Source organism: Sphingobacterium sp. ML3W (genome assembly GCF_000747525.1).
In the GTDB taxonomy this organism is placed as follows: domain Bacteria; phylum Bacteroidota; class Bacteroidia; order Sphingobacteriales; family Sphingobacteriaceae; genus Sphingobacterium.
In genome coordinates, this window is sequence record NZ_CP009278.1 from 2,467,222 (window position 1) to 2,485,657 (window position 18,436).

15 protein-coding genes are annotated in these 18,436 nt (G+C 37.4%); 8 read left to right on the top strand and 7 right to left on the bottom strand.

From position 1 onward, the window contains the following. Positions 1-67: 67 nt before the first annotated feature. On the bottom strand, positions 68-532 hold the full coding sequence (locus KO02_RS10470) for a hypothetical protein (protein WP_038698117.1): 465 nt from the start codon (positions 530-532) through the stop codon (positions 68-70). Positions 533-569: 37 nt separating this feature from the next. Then, positions 570-824, bottom strand: a complete 255-nt coding sequence (locus KO02_RS10475) for a hypothetical protein (protein ID WP_038698119.1) — start codon at positions 822-824, stop codon at positions 570-572. 355 nt (positions 825-1,179) lie between these two features. On the opposite strand from KO02_RS10475, the gene KO02_RS10480 reads away from it, so the two are divergent. Continuing rightward, entirely contained in the window at positions 1,180-1,587 is a 408-nt protein-coding gene (locus tag KO02_RS10480) for a hypothetical protein (RefSeq protein ID WP_144243302.1), read from the top strand. A 127-nt stretch (positions 1,588-1,714) separates the two neighbouring features. On the opposite strand, the gene KO02_RS10485 is transcribed toward KO02_RS10480, so the two are convergent. Together KO02_RS10485 and KO02_RS10490 are read right to left on the bottom strand one after the other, a co-directional pair. Next, positions 1,715-2,125, bottom strand: coding sequence for a response regulator (locus tag KO02_RS10485; protein WP_051959865.1), 411 nt, complete (start codon positions 2,123-2,125; stop codon positions 1,715-1,717). Between the two features lie 166 nt (positions 2,126-2,291). Next, positions 2,292-3,233, bottom strand: a complete 942-nt coding sequence (locus tag KO02_RS10490) for an alpha/beta fold hydrolase (protein WP_038698123.1) — start codon at positions 3,231-3,233, stop codon at positions 2,292-2,294. A gap of 386 nt (positions 3,234-3,619) precedes the next feature. On the opposite strand from KO02_RS10490, the gene ligD reads away from it, so the two are divergent. Next, on the top strand, positions 3,620-6,109 hold the full coding sequence (ligD, locus tag KO02_RS10495) for a DNA ligase D (RefSeq protein WP_038698125.1): 2,490 nt from the start codon (positions 3,620-3,622) through the stop codon (positions 6,107-6,109). Here ligD and KO02_RS10500 read toward each other — a convergent pair. From KO02_RS10500 to KO02_RS10510, 3 genes are all read right to left on the bottom strand, one after another. After that, positions 6,106-6,861 carry a Ku protein gene (locus KO02_RS10500; protein ID WP_038698127.1) on the bottom strand — a complete coding sequence of 252 codons (756 nt, stop codon included), beginning with the start codon at positions 6,859-6,861 and terminating at the stop codon, positions 6,106-6,108. The two genes, ligD and KO02_RS10500, sit on opposite strands and share 4 nt — an antisense overlap. 70 nt (positions 6,862-6,931) lie before the next feature. Further along, positions 6,932-7,120 carry a hypothetical protein gene (locus KO02_RS10505; RefSeq protein ID WP_038698129.1) on the bottom strand — a complete coding sequence of 63 codons (189 nt, stop codon included), beginning with the start codon at positions 7,118-7,120 and terminating at the stop codon, positions 6,932-6,934. Positions 7,121-7,419: 299 nt separating this feature from the next. After that, entirely contained in the window at positions 7,420-8,271 is an 852-nt protein-coding gene (locus KO02_RS10510; RefSeq protein WP_200878632.1) for a YeiH family protein, read from the bottom strand. 405 nt (positions 8,272-8,676) lie between these two features. On the opposite strand from KO02_RS10510, the gene KO02_RS10515 reads away from it, so the two are divergent. From KO02_RS10515 to KO02_RS10540, 6 genes are all read left to right on the top strand, one after another. Next, entirely contained in the window at positions 8,677-9,282 is a 606-nt protein-coding gene (locus tag KO02_RS10515; RefSeq protein ID WP_038698137.1) for an RNA polymerase sigma factor, read from the top strand. A gap of 103 nt (positions 9,283-9,385) precedes the next feature. Continuing rightward, entirely contained in the window at positions 9,386-10,549 is a 1,164-nt protein-coding gene (locus KO02_RS10520; protein ID WP_038698139.1) for a FecR family protein, read from the top strand. Positions 10,550-10,651: 102 nt separating this feature from the next. Continuing rightward, positions 10,652-14,272, top strand: coding sequence for a SusC/RagA family TonB-linked outer membrane protein (locus KO02_RS10525; RefSeq protein ID WP_038698141.1), 3,621 nt, complete (start codon positions 10,652-10,654; stop codon positions 14,270-14,272). Positions 14,273-14,288: 16 nt separating this feature from the next. Further along, positions 14,289-15,737 carry a RagB/SusD family nutrient uptake outer membrane protein gene (locus KO02_RS10530; RefSeq protein WP_038698143.1) on the top strand — a complete coding sequence of 483 codons (1,449 nt, stop codon included), beginning with the start codon at positions 14,289-14,291 and terminating at the stop codon, positions 15,735-15,737. Positions 15,738-15,908: 171 nt separating this feature from the next. After that, positions 15,909-17,099, top strand: a complete 1,191-nt coding sequence (locus KO02_RS10535; RefSeq protein WP_038698145.1) for a thioredoxin family protein — start codon at positions 15,909-15,911, stop codon at positions 17,097-17,099. 2 nt (positions 17,100-17,101) lie between these two features. After that, positions 17,102-18,250: a TlpA disulfide reductase family protein gene (locus KO02_RS10540; protein ID WP_051959866.1), complete on the top strand. Its 1,149-nt coding sequence runs from the start codon at positions 17,102-17,104 to the stop codon at positions 18,248-18,250. Positions 18,251-18,436 lie beyond the last annotated feature (186 nt).

The window sequence follows — 18,436 nt, forward strand, 5'->3', positions numbered from 1 at the left end:
TGTTTGTAAATAGAAAATCTAAAATTTTGACTAAATCGAAACTATATAACCATAATCTGCATAAGTACTATAATGTTGCTCGAGCTGCAGCAATACAATCGTCGGCATATTTTAGAATCAAATTTTTATCATTCTCAGTAATTTTATTTTCGAGTAATGCTTTGGAGACATCTGCTCTATCCTCTACAATATCTTTTTCAGTATCGATGATATCGTCGGTATCGCGCGCATTAATACGGTCAATAATAGATTTACCTAAGTCGGAGCAAAGCTCTTTTGCTTTGTGATTGGATAAAGTAGGCATATTTATTTTAGTAATTGCTTCATTTGCGGCCGCCATATTGGAATAGATAATCGTTTCCATGTCTTTACTCGAAAGCTTACTTGAAGCTTGATTTGCATCTTCTGCTGCTGATAGGGCTTTTTCTTCTGTTTTTTTCATCTCCTGTTTAGCCTTTTCTTGTGGCGTATTGTTGCAAGCATATAGCATACAGCCTGATAGAGCCACGGATAGTAAGGTTAATTTTCTCATAGTAATGGTTGTTTATGGGTTAACAATTTAAAAGTAATTAAGCTTTGCAGCTCTCACTGTTGCAAGAGTCTGCTGAACATCCTAGAAATGAAAATAAACTATTCTTTGATTTTCCAGATTGACAGCAATGCCACATGAGGTAAAGGCCTATTGCCCCACCAATCCATAGCAGATTTTTGTTGCATTTTGCTTTTTTGGGTTTCTGGTATGCTTCGGTACTATAACGATGGGGGGAAGTGCCACTGCTTTCGTTTACTTTCTCAAATTCGTCTTTCAATTTCGTGTTTTTCATGATATCATTCCTTTGGTAAACTTAATTTGTTCTTAAAAAACAAATCAGTTTGGAAAAGGTTTTCAGGAATCAAAAATTGGTATCTTTCTTTTTAGATATCGTTTTTGAATAAAATTCTTTATATTTAAGAAGGTATGTATGGTGCAGCAAATGACTGCAGGACGAATGCTTTATCCAAATTGTGTCGATAAATAGATTAGGCAACTTATTGGAGGAGTTTTCTTTTCGAAGTATTAATATACTAACATATTTTTTGAAATTAAACTATATTTTAAGTTGTTAATTGTCAGTTGTAAAATGCGATTATATGATGTTTTTGTTTAAATGTAAAAAGTGTTTTTTTAATTTAAATTTTGTGTTGATTTTATCGCTTGTATCTTATGTGGGTATGGCTCAAATAAAAGGACCACAATTGGTGATGGATGAGATGGGAAAGCAAGAGAGTTTCGATAAATTAATTGAATACGCTTTGGATAAGGATTATTTTATTCAGGCGATGGACTCTAAACGTGGATTTGTACAAATTAAGGTAATCCAAAAGGGTAAAGGTATATTTGGAAGAGATCGACGATTGTTGGTCAACTATCTGATTGATGAAACGAAAAAAGATCAGGCGCGTATTCGCGTGCAAATCAATGAGGAAATTATTGAACTTGCAGCTGACGGTACCAAACATTATGATGATTTAGGACGTGCAATTAAGGAGAAGCTCTATGTGACCTATTTGGAAGAGTTATTGCTTTTTTACGAGAAGGTAAAATAGTTTGTGAATGGTGAAAAAAGCTGTTGTTGTATGCCGTATGGCATTCAATAAAAGATTACTGATCATGATTTCGGTCAGACTGCTGTCGCCGCTCACATTGACGCTGCTTTGGACCGCTAACTGTAGACTAATATCTTTTTTGCTCCATATGTTCTTGTAACGTTTCTACACTCTGTAGTACGAGATTGTCAAAATGAAAATGTTGGGTATTGTCAAATTGGCTATTATCAATCTTGGTAATCAAAAGAAGATTTTCATTTTGTTTGATTGTATTGGCATTGCTAATTTTTTTGTGACGGATTATTGAATAGATACGTGCCGTTAATTCGGAAAGATGGAAAGGTTTGGTTAAATAATCATTAGCTCCGATTTGAAGCCCATTTATTTTATCGTCCAAGGCGTTTTTAGCCGATATGATGATGACTCCTTCTTGCTTTCCCTGTGGTTTAAGAGCTTCTAAGACACTTAAACCATTGGCGTCAGGTAATCCGATATCTAGTAAATTGCAGTCATAGTCGTGCAATTGGATTTTATCCAAAGCTTCAGCACAAGTGGAAGCAAATTCACAATGGTACTGTTCTTACGCAAGGTAGGCAGCGATGCTTTTGGCTAGTTCGTCCTCGTCTTCTATGATCAGGATTTTTATGATGCTCATATAGTGAAGGATAAAATGACTTAGTTTTGCGATGCAATGCCAAGGTTTGTTAAAGCTTTTTGGATAACCATTGCTCGATTTCTTGATAAACCTGGGCCTTTATGGACTCGTTGAGCAGCTCATGCCGCATTTTGGGGTAAAGATGGTACTGCACATCTAAATTGCCATGGTCAGTGAGGTCCTTTACTGTTTGTATTACACCTTTGCCAAAATTGCCAATGGGATCTTGCTCTCCGCTTTCCAATAGAAATGGGATATTGGTGGGAATTCCTTTGGTCCAATTGGGACCGCTGCCGCGGTTGGCAACATAGGCAGTAGCATAAAAAGCATTATTAGAAAAGGGAATGCCGCAGAGGTCATCTGCTAGAAAATGATCACGATTGTCTTTGGCAAGGCTCAACCAATTGGTGTTTTGTTGATTAGGTTCGTCCTTGAATTTTCGGTTATTAACTATAGAGAATGTTTTGTTGAACAATGTAAACTTCCTTTGGGGCAATACTTTATTTAACAATGAAAGTAGTTTTTCGCCTATAAGGGTGGCACTATTCATTGTACCTGTTCCTATAAGTACCACGCCAAGAAATAATTCACCTATTTCCTGTAACACACAACGGGTAATGAAGGAGCCCATTGAATGCCCGATGATAAAATGGGGTAGATTAGGGTACATTTGCGCGACGAGGTGAGCCATCTCTATGGCATCATCAACCAAGCGCTGTCCTGGGTTTTCGGTTTGGATAAAGCCAAGGAAAGACTTACTCTTAACTGAACGCCCATGACCAAGATGATCGTAGGTCATAACGATATATCCTTTAGTTGAAAGGTATCTTGCAAAATCATCATAACGACCGCTATGTTCCTGCATACCATGTAAGAGCAAAACAGTTGCTTTTGCTTCTTCTAAAGCTGGATAATATAGCGTTCTGAATATATCATGTGTATTACCTTTTGGGTCTGTGATCTCATAGAAACCTGATTCTGGATTTACCATTTTACATGCATTAGGATTGTTTCTAATTTAACTATTTTCTTTGTCAATATGTTTTCAAATTTTGAATTTTTACTTATTGCAGATAACGGTTACTTTGGAGTGTCTAAGTATGTCAGACTTCTTGGTTCTAGAAGTATTGATGTAACCCGGCTTTAAACAGTTTAGTGCATTCTAGCTTGCTGCACTGTTTGAAAATGACATCAGAAACTGATATGCCCACTGAATGTTTTTTCATTAATTGTATTATAATTTAAAATATATCCATAACGTATTGCATTTTATTTCTCGTAGATATATGCTAGAAATAGCGATGAAAGATAGGTGAGCTATTTCTGTTCTTTCTGTAAACAAATTGGCGATGTAGGCTGTTCAATAAAGAAAAGTGTATGGATAATTTAAAAGCATATCGGGATAAACGTGATTTTAAGAAAACTAGGGAGCCGCATGGAGCAAAAAGCAAACATAAAACAGAACGATTACGTTTTGTGGTTCAGCGGCATCATGCAAGTCATCTGCATTATGATTTCCGCTTAGAGTTGGATGGGGTTTTAAAAAGTTGGGCTGTGCCTAAAGGACCTTCGCTAAATCCCACTGATAAACGATTGGCAGTGCAAGTGGAGGATCACCCGATTGATTATGCTTCTTTTGAGGGTAGTATTCCGAAAGGTCATTATGGTGCTGGACAGGTATACATTTTTGATGCGGGGTATTATGATTTTTTGGAGGATGCTAATACAAGTGAGTTTAGCACAAAATTAGAAAAAGGGTCTATTAAATTCGTATTACACGGACATGTTTTAAAAGGTGAATTTGCATTGGTTAGAATGCAAGATGGTAAGAATAAAAACTGGCTATTAATTAAGCATCGGGACAAGTATGCTTTGGATGGACCATTTGATATTGAAGATTTTGTAGATGATAAAATCAAGAAAATCAGTCGGGCTATTGAAACTGATGGTGAACATATAAATAGAAGGCGGGATAAAAGAGATAAGAAAAAATTGGTTGAACATGCAGGGACTGAAAAACAAGATTTAATGAAGGTCAAACTAATTGAAAAAGTGCCGCAGGAGCAGGGTTGGGTGTTTGAGAGGAAATATGATGGTTATCGCATAGTCGCCACTAGAGATAAGAGTAATATTGAGGTTATGTCTCGTAATGGCATTAATATGAGTCCTTTATTTCCCAGCTTAGTCACCTGCTTGCAGCAGGCTGTAGTGCAGCGTTTCCAATTGGATGGGGAATTGATATTGGAAGATGTAAGAGGTAAGTCATTCTTTCAGTCTTTACAGAAAGGGGAGCCTTTTAGGGGAGGATTAACCTTAAAATATATTGCTTTTGATTTATTGGAGCTGGATGGGAATGACCTAACAGGTTTTCCTCTAATAGAGAGGAGAGCGCTTTTAGAACTGTTTTTAAAAAAGAATAAGTTTTCGATGGTCCTTCCTGCGGAGATACTTGACGGTAAACCAAATGAGTTATTGGCCTATGCTGAGGAAAAGGGTTGGGAAGGTGTTGTCGGTAAATTGACAAGCAGTAGTTATCAGAGAGGTAGACGGTCCGGAGACTGGGTAAAAATCAAGGTAAGAAAAAATTTGGAGGCTTTGGTTTGTGGTTTCTCCAAGCCTTCGGGTAGCCGTGCTTATTTCGGTGCGCTGATTCTTGGCTATTACGAAGAGGGACGTTTAATCTATTTGGGTAATTGCGGTACAGGTTTTACGGATGCCGATTTAAAGGAAATCTATGAGCTTGTTGAAAAATTCAAAGTTAATGATAAACCTTTTGCACCGACGATAATGGTGGCAAAAGAAAAAGAGGTCAGTTGGTTGGATCCGCAATTGGTGGTTTCAGTATCTTATAATGATTGGACTCAAGACAGGCGCCTGAGGCATGCGGTCTTTAAGGGTATTAGAACGGATAAAACACGTGATAATATCAACTTTGAGGAAATAAGAGCAACACTTCCGCCTGAGCGTATACAAGAAGAAATGATAATTGATGGGAACCTTGTCCAATTGAGTAACCTAAATAAAATCTATTGGCCCGATGAAGGTTATACCAAAGGTCAAATGTTGACATATTATGATGAATTTGCAGATTATATGTTACCTTTTTTGCACGATAAGCCAATTTCATTAAATCGCTTTCCCAATGGTATTGCAAGCAAAAGTTTCTTTCAAAAAGATGTGCTCCCCAAAAATTTGCCAAGTTGGTTAGAGACCAGTATTATTTTTTCTGAAAGCAGTAATCGTGATGTACATTATTTGATTTGTAATAATCGAGAATCCCTGCTTTATATAGCCAATTTGGGTTCTATTGAAATTAATCCCTGGTTATCGACATATCAAAAGCCAGAAATGCCAACTTTTGCGGTGTTGGATTTAGATCCTAATGGAATGGATTTTCAGGAGGTCATACGTGTAGCGTTGACGGTGAGTGAATTGCTGAGGCAAATTAAGGTCGAAGGGTATGTGAAGACGTCGGGATCTACGGGTTTACATATTTATTTTTACCTTCAGGAATACTACAACTATGAAGTTGCGCGAAATTTTGTGGAGTGGTTAGCTACCTCTGTTCACCAACAACACCCACAAACTACGAGCATGGAAAGGAATGTGAACAAGCGGAAAGGATTAATCTATTTGGATTTTATGCAAAATAGAAGAGGGCAAACCGTAGCAGCACCTTATGCTATACGCCCAAAAAAAGGAGCAACCATCAGCACTCCATTAGATTGGGAAGAAGTTAATGCAAAGTTGACGATTGCCCATTACGATATTCGCAGTGTGCCCATTCGTTTGCGAAATATGATTGATCCATGGCAATCGATATGGAATAACCCCATCGATTTAAAAAGTGTACTGGCAGCACTCTAGGCTAAACTTGCTTTGAGTTTAGCTAATAGATCTTCAGCCATGGTATTATCGACATTGATTTTTCTGATTGTAGCGCGCTTTCCTTTATCTTTTAGATGGATGATCTTGAGCAGATCCTCGGAATAGTCGTTCTTATATTTACGGATGTCAAATGCTTTGCTATGTTGTTTAATTAATTGTAAGGCCATATCCATTTCTTCCTTCTGTATTTTGATACCGCTTGGTAAATGCAGTTCGTCTAGCGTTCGGATTTCTTGTTCATACCTAATTTTATTGAGGAGCAAGCTGCCTTGGTACGGTTTGACAATCGCAAGATGCTCTACATTACGCATAACAAATGATCCTAAGCCCGCCATTTTACTTTTTTCCAATGCTTTTTCGAGCAATTGATAAGCTTTTTCTCCACCTTTTTGAGGTTCAAGATAATAAGGGGTATCAAAGTAGATGCTATCGATTTCACTGAGTTGTACGAAAGCATGGAGTCCAATCATCTTAGTTTTCTCGGGACTGGCCTCTTCAAAATCGGCATCTTCTAGTATGACATAGTGGTCTTTAAGATAATAGCCCTTTACTATATTTTCCCAAGTTACTTCCTTCCCAGTTTTTTCATTTACTCTCTTGAATTTTATATTGCTTTGGTCTTTACGGTCTAACATATCTAGATCTAAACTGCTACTTTCAATAGCGCTATACAGTTTTATTGGGATATTGACGAGCCCAAATCCAATGGCCCCGGTCCAGATTGCACGCATGGTGATATGATTTATTGATTCTTAAATAATAAATTTTGTTTTCTACTGAAAACTGTCCCCTGTATATGGGTTAGCTGCAGGTTTGACGCAGTCTTCCCAATACTTCGTCGATGTATTCAGGGAATAAAGCCAAACCCTCACGTAAATGTCTTTCTCCTTCGATAAACCCATCCCTACGTGCAATTTCCAATGCTGATTGATATACTTTTTCTAGGTATCCTTCGGGTAATTGTGCTGAGTCTAAATCCGTACTGCTCATAGCTATTTTGTTTTAAGATGATGTGTGTTCGATTGCGATAAATATATCATTTGCTGCCTCTTGTTTAGCAATTGAAATTACTTAGATATAACAGCTTGACTAGTAAATGGTTTTAATTAAATGTGAAGATCTATTTTGCACAGTCATCTTATGCCCCTATTTGACGTAAATAAATCAATTGGTCAGCAACGGATTGACCAAATTATGATAGATTCTATTTAAAATGTAAATGCTGAAATTCTAAGTCCTTTGTATGTCTATTTTAAGAGTTAATGGCTGTTAAAGCCGAGGGGGCTTGGTTAGATAAGCGCAATGACAGCAAGTAGGGAGGTAGCGGATATGATAACCCAGAGTAGGACCCCTTGCAGTAGAGGCTTCAGTCCCATTTGCTCGAATAGTTTTCGATCTAATCCATTGCCTATAAGAAAAAGGGTTAACGTAAAACCGGATTTAGCTACTGTATTGACAATCTGTTGAAATTGCTGGATAAAGGGTAGGAAACTGTTTGCAATCATCGCTAATATAAATAATCCAATAAACCAAGGTATCTTAATTTTTGTTGTTTGATTCTTGAATAAGAAAGTGGAAAGGAACGCTAAGGGTATAATCCATAATGCTCTGCCTAGTTTTGCAGTAGTCGCAGTTGTCAATGCTTCTGCACCATATTTGCTTGCTGCTCCAACAACAGAGCTGGTATCGTGGATGGCAATCGCAGACCATATACCAAATTGTACTTGTGAAAGTGCACAAATATGTCCAATCGCTGGGAAAATGAACAGTGCGATAGAATTTAGTATGAAAACGGTTCCTAAGGCAACTGATAATTGTCGGTCATCTGCTTGTATGACTGGAGAAAGAGCTGATATGGCACTCCCCCCACATATAGCTGTGCCTGCAGCAATTAAGAAAGATGTTTTCTGTTCGATTTTTAAAAATTTACCAATTAGATGGCCCAAAGTTAAGGCAGAAATGAGAAAGATAACTGTTAAGAGGAAGCCAGTCTTTCCGACTTCCAGTACGCTATTCAACTGCATGCTAAAACCCAAGCCGATTACTGATCCTTGCAAAAGTAACTGTGTGGTTTTCTGTTGGTCGTGTGAATAGGGTTTGCCGATGATGAGGCTAAGCAAAAATCCTAGCAGTAATGCCATTGCTGGAGAAAATAGGTTCGGAATGCAACAGCATAGAGCTGTTGTTATGAATATGATTTGACGGAGATTCAAACCTTGTTTAAATAATCTTTTCCATTTTCTTTGCTGTCGAATCCTTTTCTTGTAGTTTATATGTCCGCTATATTTAGATACAAAGTTCGTCAATCTATTAGGGTCATTTAAAATACTGAATTCTTATTGGGTATTACCTTAAGTTATGGTTGATTATTACCGTTAATTATGAAAGTGTACATTTTGTATAAATCAGGATTTATGATAATGATTTGTTGTTTTTATTTCAATTTTTATAAATTTTTAGATTTTTCATTCGTTGGCTAGAAAACTTATTGTGGATTTAATAAGCTATTTTTTTTATTTTCTTTAAATTTAGTTAATATTGGAGCTGTGGAAAATATTGAGAAACCCCGGAAAGAAGAAGAGCAGTATTTACTGTTATTCAAAGCTGGTCGTCCGGAAGGTTTACGATTCTTATATAAGACTTTCTACGGTACGATGTGTTTTTATTTGGAAAAGATGCAATTGGAATCCTATGAAGTGGAGGAATTGGTACAAGACGTTTTTCTGAAGCTATGGGAACGTCATGCCGACTTTGATCACTTGGGTGCTATTAGAAGCTTTTTGTATACGAGCTGCAGAAATGCCGCATTAAACTTCATTAGTAAAGAGAAGCGTCAGAAGGAGCAGTCTAAGGTGTATGGAAGTCAGTTGGATATATTAGAGTTGCCTTTCACTAATCAAATGATTTATTTGGAGACGCTCCGTGAAATTCACGAGGCTATCTATGCATTGCCCGAACAATGTAGCAAAGTAATGGCAATGCTGACCATTGAAGAGCTGTCCCCTCAAGAAGTGGCAGATCTTTTGGGCATCACAACGAGTACAGTCTACAATCAAAAGAAGCGAGGTATTGAGTTATTGCAATCCCGCTTGTCTCCAGATCAATTTTTCTGTTTCATACTTGTAAGTGCAACTCTTCTGCCCGCACTTTAAATGTTAATTTAAAATTTTCTAACTGAATACAAGTGTTTTATGAATTAATTGTTCCTGTCTTTAGAGATTGGGTGTTGGTTTTTTGTTTATATAATAAGAAAACATGGAGCATATACCTCAACATATCATCAATATTTTGCGAAATACAGCATTTCGAAAGTTAAACCAACAGGAACAATCACAATTGGACCGATGGCTGGCGGAAAGTGAGCAAAACAAACAGCTTTGGATGCGCATTTCTTCAAAAGAAGAACTGAAAAGTGATATTGCTGTATTGGACAAATACAACTGGCAAAAATCTTTTACTGATTTTGAACAAAAGCATCACCTAATATTAGATGTTAAGGTGAAGAAGCTCTGGAATACTTGGAATGCACTAGCAGGATTGCTTTGCGCGTGTTTTATGATGGGCCTCGCTTATTATATCTTATCAGGTCAATATGATAGTCAGCCAGATATAGCGATTGTTCCTGCTGGTAATCATGCAGAAATAGAACTGTCAACTGGTGAACGAATCATGTTGCAAGATAGTACCAACATGATGGTGCTCGATAGTACTTTTAATCAGAAAATAGCATCGGTAGGCTCTAGTGAATTGGATAATGTTCTTTTCAATTTTAGTATCGTAACGCCAAGAGGGAAAAGATATGCTGTGCAATTACCCGATGGTACAAAAGTATGGATGAATGCAGATACTCGTATTGACTACCAACAATTGGATACGATACGTCGTTTGATTTTATCGGGTGAAGCTTATTTTGAGGTGGCCAAGCAAGTGTATGTCAATGCAAAAGGCACCAAATGTATGACTCCCTTTTTTGTAAAGACGAAGGAAATGAATGTGGAGGTCATGGGGACGCATTTCAATGTAACGGCTTATCCTAATGAAAAGACACAACGGACAACGCTATTGGAAGGTAAAGTACGTGTAAGCAATGGAAAACAGGCTTTTGAATTGGTTCCAGGAGAAGAAGTTCAGTTGCAGGATGGCAATTTGGTGCGTAAAGAAGTAGAGTCTGGAAAGAGTGCTGCTTGGAAGGATGGTTATTTTATTTTCGCCGAAGACAAATTATCCGATATTTTGTCGGAAATGTCCAAGTGGTACGATGTGGATATCGTTTATCTGGATGAAGATATTAAAGAAGAAAGATTTGAAGGAATGCTATCGCGCAATAGTCCATTGAAAGACATCATCAAAGTCTTGGAAAGTACGGATAAAGTGACATTCAAATATAAAGGAAGAACGATCTATGTGAGTAAAAAATAATTTGTAGAAAACAAAAAGGCCCAAGGTGGTTGCGACACCCTGGGCTGTTAGGGGTCAACATAATTTAACTAAATCTAAACTATTGCTATTAACCTAAAACAAATGTATAAAAATTATGCACAACTTGGTCGTGCCCAGCAGGATCGAGCTCAGAAAATGAAAAGTAGCGATTCCTCAAATTTCTGGGGGAAGCCGCAAATGAAAAGTAAAATTATGCGTATTTCGCTTACGTCGTTATTGATGACATGTAGCCTTGTGCATGTAGGAGCCACTACCTATGCACAGAAGGTGTCGATTAAGGAGAAGTCTATCTCCTTGCGCCAGGTTTTCGGTACGATTAACAAACAAACTGGCTATAGTTATTTTTGGGCTGCGAAAACTATCGATCCAGCCACAAAGGTGAGTTTGAACGTTTCCAATGGTTCATTACGGGAAACATTAGGGGATGTATTGGGAAAATTGAACCTAGACTATGAAATTAAGGATAAGACGATTGTTATCAGAGAGGTGTCCAATCAAGTAGAACGAATCCCTTTGATGCAACAGATCAATGCGACTGGACATGTCGTGGATTTTAATGGGAATCCGTTAGTTGGTGTTACCGTTCGATTAAAAGGGACAAACAAAGGTACGTCTACTAACAATACCGGCCGCTTTGAGTTGGCTCAATTGCCAGAAAAAGCAGAACTGGAATTCAGTATGTTGGGATATGCACCTATGACCAAATCTGCAGCTGTGGATATGGGGCGAATTGTGATGCATATTTCGGAAGGGCAGTTGGACGAAGTGAATGTTACAGTGAACACAGGGTATCAGAAAATCAGTAAGGAACGTGCAGCGGGTTCTTTTTCGCAGGTAACCTCAAAAGAGTTGGAGGGAAGGCTCCAGATGAGTTTGTTAGAACGTATCGAAGGCTTTTTACCGGGTATGAACCTAGTGACCAATGCAAATAGTCCTCAAAATACCAGAAATAATTTAGGAATTGAAATTCGCGGTCGTGCAACTTTAAATGGGCAGGCTGCTCCATTGGTAGTAGTGGATGGTATGCCTTATGAAGGTGACTTGACAGCATTAAATCCCAATGATATTGCTACAGTCACGGTATTAAAAGATGCTTCTGCAGCGTCTATTTACGGGGTGCGCTCATCTAATGGAGTCATCGTGATTTCGACTAAGATGGGAAAACCCGGAAAAACTAAAATCGATTACAGTAATACCCTTTCATTTAGAGGCCTGCCTAGCCGTTCATACTTGAACAAAATGAATAGTGCCGAATTGGTGGGTTTTCAAAAAGAAATGTTTGCTTACCGTTCTGGTGACTACGACGCCATAGATCCACGTAAATCGATGAATGACGTTTACCGTATATTATATGATCATAAAGGAGGCATTATATCGGAGACCGAGATGGAAAGACAACTGGATGTATTGCGTAATCGCAATCGATATTCCAATATGGAAGAATTTTTGAATACTACTCGTTTTGACCAACAGCATAATTTAGCGCTTTCAGGTGGTGTAGATCGTTATACTTACCATTACTCATTGAACTATACACAGCCTGGTGATTATAATAAAGGGCGTGCAACTACGAAAGCTATTGGTTTCAATTTGAAAAACAATTTTAAATTGAATGATTGGTTGACTCTTCGTGCCAATGTTTTGGGAAAGAATCAAAGTCGTGAAGGGAATATTGGCTTTAATTTCTATGATAATTATATAGGAGGGAAGGCATCTTATTATTTGTTACACGATGAGAATGGTAACCCTGCTCAGTGGTATAATAATAAATCGCAGTTTGAAATCGATCGTTTGAATGATCTTGGACTGGAAGATGAGACCTATAAACCTCTTGAACAACTTAATTATAGAAATGAGAAATTTTATAATAAGTATATCAATTTGAATTTTGGAGCTAATTTTAAATTAGCTAAAGGTTTGGATTTCGACCTTTCTTACCAAACAGAACGTACTGAAGGCTATAATGGAACGTTGAGTAGAGGTCAGTATTATGAGGTAGCTTCTATGGTGAATGATGCGACGCAGATTGATAAAGATGGTCTGATCAAGCGACACATCCCGCAAGGTGGTCAGTTTTCTGAATTGCGTAACGATATTAATAGTTACACGTTAAGAGGGCAATTGAATTATCAAAATACATTTAATGATAAACATGAAATTGTCACTATAGCAGGAGCTGAACGAAGAGAGATTAATGAGCGCTTTACAGATATTTATAAATATGGTTATGATGAAAGCAGTTTGGTGTATAAGGGTATTAATGAAGAGAATTTTGGTATTAATATAAAAAATACCCAATCGCTTTTCAATAGTTATACGATTGCGAAAAAGGAGAAGGGATTTATAGATATAGTTGATCGTTTCATTTCATTTTATGCTAATGCTTCGTATACATATAACCGTAAATTGACATTGAGTGGAAGTATGCGTATTGATCAATCCAATCCTTTTGGTACAGATATCAAAACTCAGTATAAACCACTATGGTCTGTTGGCGCCCTTTATCATTTACCAAAAATCAACTGGGATGGATTGGATAAATGGTCGGTTCGGATGACTTATGGTGTGAACGGTAACGTACCGAAGGATAATGGGCCATATTTAATCGCTCGTGTAGACAATAATCTGAACTCATTAACAGGTGAGATGCAATCGTCAATTTCTTCTCCACCAAACCCGCTATTGCGTTGGGAACGGACTAATGTATTCAATTTTGGCTTGGACTTTTCGATGTTAAAAAATAGATTAAATACGACGATAGATATATATAATAAGAATACTTCAGATTTATTAGGCCCTACAGCAATTGATCCAACCTTGGGGTGGAGTAATTTGAATATGAATTATGGAGATATGCAAAACCGAGGTATTGAAGTAAGTTTGAATGCTCTTGTCTACAAAAATGATAATTTCACTTGGAATTCGGGTGTTAATTTTAGTTATAACCGTAATAAAATTACTCATCTATATGTTTCTCAGAATACACCTTATTCTTATTACAGTACGACACAGAATCGTGTTGGTATTCCAATGGGAAGTTTGTACAGTATCGATTACGCCTGCTTGAATGAGAGTGGCGAGCCTTTAGCTTTTAAAAGGGATGGTACGCTTGTTGGGAATACACAACAGTTAAGCGTTGATGATTTGTTATACAGTGGTACTACAATAGCACCCTATAGTGCATCATGGAGAAATGGTTTTAATTACAAGAATTTATCTTTGAATTTTAATTTTATTTTCAATGGTGGTCATGTAATGAGAGGGGTTCATCCTGAATTTTTGAGTAAATATGCTGAGTTGAATTACAATAGTAATTTTGATCGTACTTGGTTGAATTACTGGAAGGTACCAGGTGATGAACTGAAGAATCCAGAAATGGCTCCTAAGTTTATTTCTGCTGCTTCTGGTAATATTTCAGACATTTATTCAGCAGCAAATATTTTTGTTCAAAAAGCAGATTATATTAAATTGAGGGACGTTTCGATTTCTTATACTTTGCCTCGCCAATGGGTGTCAAAAGCTAATCTTAATTTTGTACGTGTGACAGGACAGATTCAGAATCTTTGGAGATGGACGGCAAATTCGGATAATTTGGATTCTGAAGTGTGGTCGGGTTTTAATGGAGTCAGTTCTTTGACTAGTCCATCAAGAGGCGTTTTGACTCCGATAGTGTATAATTTAGGGTTATCTGTAGGACTTTAAAATTTAGAAAATTAGCATGAAAAGAGTATATTTAAGTTTGTTATTGGGTCTTTTAACATTGGGAAGCTGTAGTAAATATTTGGATATTAAGCCTAAGGGTTTTACAATTCCTGAGTACATAAAAGACTATCAACTTTTACTAAACAGTTCGTCTCTAATTGCGTCGACACCGGGTTATCCTGTTTTTTTGACAGATGACTTGTATTCTGGTGATCGTAATGACGTGCAGTCCGGTGCACGATATGACTATTATTCTTATTTGAAGAAGCAACTCTATAGTTTCGCTCATGGAGCAGTACTTGAAGATGGGCAGACGGATACTTATTGGGAAACAGCCTATAGCCGTATTTTTACATATAATGTCATCATTAATAATATTTTAAAGGCTTCTGATGGTACGGATATTCAAAAAAGAAGAATTTGGGCAGAAGCGCTAATAGGGCGTGCATTCGAATACCTGAATTTGGTCAATATGTACGGGGCACATTATAATGTTAAAACAGCATCGACAGATCTTGGGGTACCAATGGTGTTAGCAGAAGATGTCAATGCTTCCTATGAACGTGTTTCTGTGCAGGCTGTGTATGATCAAGTAGCGCTCGACGTGAACGACGCCTTACCCTACTTGAATGAGGTTCAAGCAAATAAATTCCAAGCCATGCGTTCCGTAGGTTTTTCATTTTTAAGTCGATCGCATTTGTACCAAGGTAATTATAAGGAAGCCTTGAGCAATGCAAAACAAGCATTGGCATTGAATGATAATTTAATCGATTATAGCTTATATACCAATAAAGATAAGACGACTTGGGGAAGGGTATGTCTGAAAACAGATGACTTGGTGGAGTTTCCAGATTTGAGAACGAGTCCTGAACGGATTTGGGCTAAAAAAGGAACTAGTAGCGACGGTGCCTTCAATGCTGAGTTTTATGCGTCGAAAGATCTGATCCAAACGTATGCAAACGATTTACCTGCTGATGCTGTGGATAAGCGTTATGAGTTGTTTTTCTGTCGTGACCGCGCATCTTTTGGACCTAATGAAGTTAAATTTCCGGGCCGCGTATTATTTGCGCCTTATGTAGACTTTAATATGGGCTTTGGTTCAGCAGAACTTTTTTTAATTGCTGCCGAATGTGAAGCTCGTTTGGGTGACGCAACGGCTGCAGTTGCTTATTTGAATATGTTGAGAGCAAGCAGAATTGAAAATTACTCGCCATTGGTGGTTAACGATGCCCGAAAAGTACTTCAAATAACTTTGGATGAGCGTCGACGTGAATTACCATTTATGGCCTCCCATCGATTAATTGATCTGAAGCGTTTAGCAGTAACTGGCGATTTAAAGAAAACCATTCAACATCCTTTGGAAGATGAAATGTTTGAAATGGAATCGACCGATCTGCGTATGATCTTACCGGTACCTCCAAAAGTGTTGTCGCTAAATCCAGAAATCCCTCAATATGAGCGTTAATTATAAATAATAGTCAATGAAACCATCATGAGTCTCGTTTTATTTTAAGGCTTTATTCATGGTGGTTTTCATTTCCTAACAAATATAAAATGAGCTATTATGCTCCTTAATTATTTTAAATGTTTCATGTTTAGCTATACAGAAGAGCATGAAATTTAATATTATCATTCGATGAAAAAAACCATAATTACCTTATTTGCTTTAGCGCAATCAGCCATTATATATGCTCAAGATCATATACAATTTCAAAAACTGACATTTGAACAAGCTAAAGAAAAAGCATTACAAGAAAATAAATTGATTTTCTTGGATGGTTATACATCTTGGTGTGCCCCATGTAAATGGATGGAAGGGAATGTATTCAACCAAGCATCTGTAGCGAACTATTTCAATACAAATTTTATCAATACAAAGTTCGATTGTGAAGTAGGGGAAGGTATTACGATCGCTAAAGAATACCAGATCAGAAGTTTCCCTACATATTTGTTTTTGGATCATACGGGTGCTTTGATATATCGTACGCAATCGCGTATGGAAGCTGATGCTTTCTTAACCGAAGGCAAACAAGCAAATAACCCTAAGTTCCATATTCCAACTTTGAAACCTGCATTTGAAGCTGGAAATAGAGAGTCAGAATTCTTGTTGAAATACATTCAGGTGATGACCAATGCAGACTCTAAGTCGGCTGAAGAAGCTAAAAAAGTTTTGGCTGAAGTAGCGACAGATGAATTTTTGTTGAGCCCTGCGGGCTGGCAGACTATCTTGATGATGTCAAGAAGTAGTGAAGATCGTTATGGTAAGTTTTTCCAAGAAAACAAAGCATACTACAAAGAAATTGCCGATCCAGTAGACTTTGAGAAAAAGGATGTACAATTATTACGTTATGCGATGTATACCTATATCCGTACGAAAGACAAGGTAGCATTTGATGCGGGATTAACTTATTTTAAGAACAGTGATGATAGCGCTAAGCAAATTGATGCCGCTATGTACGAAGTAGATTGGGTAGGAACCAATGGTACGGCCAAAGAGTTTGTGCAACTAACCAACGCCTTGCGTAAAGGTGTTTTGAAAGATGAAGATGAAAAATTAAGTTTTATTGCACGTAGAAATGCTAGTATTAAGGTAGAAGGAGCTGATCCTGCTAAATTAAAACAATGCTATATCTTGGCCAAGCAGGCAGCTGACTTGAATGAAATGAGCTATTCAAATCAAGGAACATTAGCAGACATTTGCATTAGTTTGAAAAAGAAAAAAGAAGCTGTGAAAGCAGCAGAGGCCGCTCGCGCATTGGCAGAATTGGAAACTTCGAAAATCATTAAAATAGCTGATGCTCTTGTGGCACGTGCTAAAGCAATATAAGGATGAAAAACATTATTAAAAGTAGTTTATTGTTATGTGCACTGATAAGTACAGCCGTAGCACAAAAAAAAACATTCAAATTGAATGTTGAAGGGGTAGGGGTACCAACAAAGGCAAAGGTCTTCATCCGTTATATGGTGGATAGAAACCTTGTCTTGGATTCGATGGTTTTTACTGAAAATAAATTTCAGTACGAAGGGGATATCTTAGAGCCTACTCATGTCAGTTTGTTCTATTCGGTAGAAGGTACATCATTCTTTAATCGCAAAGGTACGCCTTTGGAAAGGTTAGCTTTTTATATTGATCCCGTAAATCCGGAAACGACGGTCAAATTTTCAAATTCATTTAAGCAAGGTACTGTGAAAGGTAGTTTATTGCAAGATGATTTTAAAAAGTATAGTGATTATTTGGCAAGTTATGACCAGAAATTGGAGACATTGGCATCGAAAAGAAGTAATTTATATGGGGCAAGTGTAAAAGATGATGAAGCTATTAAAGATGTGATGCAACAGATGGATGAAATAAATGATCAAAAATCGAGCGCTAAAGTTGATTTTATTCGTGAGAACCCTTCTTCATATTTCAGTCTTTTGGCTTTAAATGAATTAGCGGGATACTCGATTGATGTTCCTAAAATTGAACCCTTATATTTGGCCTTAAGTTCTTCATTAAGAGGTTTAGCTCTTGGTTTAGAATTGGGAAAGAACATTGAATTGACAAAAAAGTTAAGTGTGGGCCAATTGGCTCCCAACTTTGCACAAGAAGACCCTGATGGTCAAACAATCAAGCTATCCGACTTCCGTGGTCAGTATGTTTTGTTGGATTTTTGGGCTTCATGGTGTGGACCTTGCCGTGCCGAAAACCCCAATTTAGTGAGAGCATACGAGGAGTTTAAGGACAAAAATTTTGAAATACTGGGTGTATCTTTGGATAAAGAAGGTAAACGTGATGCTTGGTTAAAGGCAGTTGAAAAAGATGGATTGACATGGCCTCAAGTCACTGATTTAAAAGGTTGGCACAATGAAGCTTCGCAGTTATATGGGATTAAAGCGATTCCTCAAAACTATTTAATCGATCCACAGGGAAAGATTGTTGGTATTAATCTCAAAGGTGAACGATTAATAAATAAATTGAAAGATTTGCTAAATTAATAAAAAGACAGTCTTTCAGTTCAGTATAGGAGGGGGGCAGAACAGTATTTCTACCCCCTTTTCTATTTGAAAAAATACCTGATTTCAGGGATAATTCTTCTCATTCACTTATCTTATTTTTGTAACAAGATAGGGCGGATCTGATTGTGGGGTAGACATGGTTCTTTTTCGTCTTATCTAATCGTA